General features: G+C 62.3%; 2 protein-coding genes and 1 pseudogene. All 3 read left to right on the top strand.

The window, feature by feature from the left end; translation table 11 throughout:
* A pseudogene (locus tag GPA21_RS19655) lies at positions 1-482 on the top strand (chromosome segregation protein SMC); the annotation flags it as partial.
* Positions 483-591: 109 nt separating this feature from the next.
* Positions 592-1,722, top strand: a complete 1,131-nt coding sequence (locus GPA21_RS19650; protein WP_168989764.1) for a cell division protein ZipA — start codon at positions 592-594, stop codon at positions 1,720-1,722.
* Positions 1,719-3,252, top strand: a 1,534-nt coding sequence (gene ligA / locus GPA21_RS19645) for an NAD-dependent DNA ligase LigA (RefSeq protein WP_168989763.1), incomplete at its 3' end; no start/stop codon positions are given. The genes GPA21_RS19650 and ligA, both read left to right, overlap by 4 nt.

The raw sequence follows: 3,252 nt of genomic DNA, 5'->3' as shown, positions 1-3,252 counted from the left end.
GCGAGCAGCTTCAGGAAACTTACGATACGGTCAATGGTCAGTTCGGCCTGTTGTTTCCGCAGCTTTTCGGGGGCGGGCAGGCGCGCCTGGTACTCACTGGCGAGGAAATTCTGGATGCCGGTATCCAGATCGTCGCGCAACCGCCGGGCAAGAAGAACACTTCGATCCACCTGCTCTCGGGGGGTGAGAAGGCATTGACCGCGATCGCGCTCGTTTTCTCAATGTTTCAACTCAATCCGGCACCATTCTGTATGCTCGATGAGGTTGACGCGCCGCTGGACGACGCGAATACGGAACGTTATTGTCAGATGGTCAGGCGCATGTCGTCCCAGACCCAGTTCATCTTCATCAGCCACAGCAAGGTCACGATGGAGATCGCCCAGCAGCTCGTCGGTGTGACGATGCAGGAGCAAGGCGTGTCGCGGGTGGTCGAGGTCGACATCGAGGAGGCGTTGCGCTTGGCCGAGGCAGTGGAGGCATGAAGTTGACTCCGGTTCCGATGGTTGTTGGTTTCGAGCGGGCATCGACGATGCCCAGGCATGCTGGGAACGGTGTACCTTCGGGTGCGCGCGGCCCGTTTCGGGAATGAACATGGATAGCGAATTGCAGATTGCACTGGTTGGTTTGGGGGTCGCTGCCGTCGTGGGTATCGTGGCCTACAACAAATGGCAGGAGCGCAAGCACAGCCGGCATGCCGAGAAGACCTTCCGGCGTGACACCCACGATGTGTTGCTGGATCCATCGCCTGCCGGCAAACGACCCAAGGACCGTCGTGAACCGATCCTCAATGGCGACGATGAGCGGGAGTCGGCCAGCGCGATCGCCGAGGCAGCGCCTGCAGCACCTGTGGCGATGCCAGGTCAGGCCAGTGGTCGGCACAAGACACCGGGCATTCCGGAGAGTCTCGATGCGCGTGTCGATTGCGCGATTCTGATCGAATCCATTGAAGCGCTCGAGGTGCCAAGACTCTGGCCGGTCCAGCATGAGCAGCTCCAGGGTCTCGATAAAGCCATTCGCTGGTTTGGATTCGACGACCGAGAGAACGTCTGGCGCGCGCTGGACGCCCACAGCGCCGGTGCCTATCACTGGTTTTGCGCGTCGATGCAAATGGTGGACCGGCGGGGTGCGATCAGCGAGCAACAGTTCCAGCAGTTTTCGGATGCAGTCCAGCTGGTCGCCGACCAGTTCCTGGCAGTGCCGGCGAATGTGCCGGTTCGTGCCAACGCGCTGGCCAGTGCAAGCGAGGTGGATAGCTTCTGCGCGAGCGTCGATATACAGGTGGGTATCAACATCGTGACCGACGGCGAAGCCTTTCAAGGCACCAAGATACGGGCGCTTGCCGAGGCTGGTGGCCTCAGCCTGGGTGACGACGGCGCGTTTCATGCCCTCGATGACGACGGACGTACGCTATTTACCTTGTCCAATCTTGAGCCTTCGCTGTTCGCTGCGACCGAGATGCGCAACCTGAGCACCCACGGGCTGACGCTTCTGCTCGACGTGCCGTTGGTGAGCGACGGAGTCGGCTCCTTCGACCGCATGATGCGTCAAGCCAAGCAGATGGCGGACACCCTGCATGGCGTGGTGGTGGACGACAATCGCTCGCCGATAGGCCCCGAGGCGGCACAGCTCATTCGCAATCAGATCCGCCAGTTCCAGGCGGAGATGGCGAACAGAAAGATGCCTGCCGGCGGGCCCTTGTCGATCAGGCTCTTCTCTGCATGAACCCGACGCAAGAGGCATTGGTCGAGCGTGTCCGGCGCTTGAGGGAAGCGCTTGAGCGCCATTCGCACGCCTACTATGTGCTCGACGCGCCGACTGTTCCCGACGCTGAGTACGACAGACTCTTTCGTGAGCTCGAAGCACTCGAGGCGGCCCACCCGGGGCTCTTGAGCGAGGATTCGCCGACACGCAGGGTCGGCGCTTCGCCCTTGTCTGCATTCGATGAAGTGCTGCATGCGGTACCGATGCTGTCGCTCGGCAATGCGTTCACCGAAGAGGAGGTAGCCGGGTTCGATCGCCGTTGCCGTCAGGGACTCGGGGTTGAGAGCATCGCCTATGCAGTGGAACCCAAGTTCGACGGGCTTGCGGTGAGTCTCCGATATGAGAATGGCGTGTTCGTTCGGGGAGCCACCCGTGGTGACGGGACTCGCGGAGAGGATGTCACCGTCAACCTGCGTACCGTGCGGTCAATTCCGCTGCGGCTGCAGACGCAGGAGCCGCCGGCGTTGCTTGAGGTTCGCGGCGAAATCCTGATGTGGCGGGACGATTTCGCGCGCCTCAATCAGCGTCAACTTGAAAACGGGGAGAAGGTTTTCGCCAACCCGAGGAACGCCGCAGCCGGCAGCCTGCGTCAGCTCGACTCGCGAGTCACCGCACGCAGGCCGCTGCGTTTCTTCGCTTATGGCATTGCCGAAATCGCACCGCAGAACGAACCCGAGACTCACTCGGCGACACTCGATCTACTGGCGGGTCTTGGCTTTCCGGTTGCCAGCGAGCGTGATGTGGTGACCGGACTCGAGGGCTTGCTCGGCTATTACGCCCGTATCGGCGAGCGGCGGGCCACGTTGCCCTACGACATCGATGGTGTCGTGTATAAGGTCGATCGCCTGGTGGACCGTCAGCGCCTGGGGTTCGTGTCGCGCGCACCACGATGGGCGGTCGCGCACAAGTATCCGGCGCAGGAAGAGGTCACCGACTTGCTCGACATCGAGATTCAGGTCGGACGCACCGGTGCGCTGACGCCGGTCGCACGGCTGAAACCGGTTTTCGTCGGCGGCGTGACGGTGACCAATGCCACCCTGCACAACGAGGACGAGATTCGGCGCAAGGGTTTGCTGATTGGCGACCAGGTCATCGTCAGACGTGCGGGGGATGTCATTCCGGAAGTGGTGGCGCCGATCATCGAGCGCCGCGGCGGTGGCGAGCGCGAGTTCGTCATGCCCACTGCCTGCCCTGTGTGCGGCTCCCATGTCGTCCGTGCCGAAGACGAAGCGATCGCCCGTTGTACCGGGGGCCTGTTCTGTCCGGCCCAGCGCAAGCAGGCACTGCTGCACTTCGCAGGGCGTCGCGCGATGGATATCGACGGGCTCGGTGACAAACTCGTTGATCAACTTGTCGAGCGCGACATCATCCGCACCCCTGCGGATCTATATCGGCTCGGCGTGCTCAAGCTTGCAGCGCTCGAGCGCATGGGCGAGAAATCCGCCGCCAAGCTGCTCGCGGCGATCGACAAGAGCCGGGAGACCACGCTCG

This window comes from Azoarcus taiwanensis (assembly GCF_012910885.1).
Lineage (GTDB): Bacteria > Pseudomonadota > Gammaproteobacteria > Burkholderiales > Rhodocyclaceae > Azoarcus_F > Azoarcus_F taiwanensis.
The sequence above is the reverse complement of the archived record's forward strand: the minus strand, read 5'-3'. Positions and strand labels throughout refer to the sequence as shown.

What these genes read in the sequence shown, in the direction of transcription:
- GPA21_RS19650 (WP_168989764.1), top strand. Translation starts at nt 592, where the DNA reads ATGGATAGCGAATTGCAGATTGCACTGGTTGGTTTGGGGGTCGCTGCC.